Source organism: Pseudomonas tremae (assembly GCF_001401155.1).
Classification (GTDB): Bacteria; Pseudomonadota; Gammaproteobacteria; order Pseudomonadales; family Pseudomonadaceae; genus Aquipseudomonas; species Aquipseudomonas tremae.
On the sequence record NZ_LJRO01000421.1, the window covers coordinates 1 to 335 of the forward strand.

Below are 335 nucleotides of genomic sequence, written 5' to 3' on the forward strand. Positions count from 1 at the left end.
GTGTGTACTCGATATTGCCCGGCTCTGATCGGGAGGGCTCCACCAGTGCTGATAATGCTTCTTTCAATGCAGACTCTTTGCCGGCAACGGCTTTCAGAACGGCGATCAAGGCCAACGGCTTTGCAGGTGTATTCATTATCAATGCTCCGGTATTCAATTCGATCAATGAGTGGGGGCAGGCGCAGCGTCGACTTTCACGCGTAGCAGGCTATAAGGTTTTGCACGCTTGTCGTGGCCCGAATTGAAACCGGCCTGACGGTGCAATTGGTTGACGATGAAATACAGGTAGCCATCCGGACCGATAGACAACGTATCAGGCCACAGCATGCGAGGAT

1 protein-coding gene and 1 pseudogene are annotated in these 335 nt (G+C 52.8%); both read right to left on the bottom strand.

The genetic code is table 11. The annotated features are described in order from the left end of the window. Window positions 1-136 (bottom strand): putative quinol monooxygenase (locus tag ALO43_RS22840; protein WP_217999789.1); only part of this gene is annotated, 136 nt, incomplete at its 3' end. Window positions 137-162: 26 nt separating this feature from the next. Further along, a pseudogene (locus ALO43_RS30435) lies at window positions 163-335 on the bottom strand (L-dopachrome tautomerase-related protein); the annotation flags it as partial.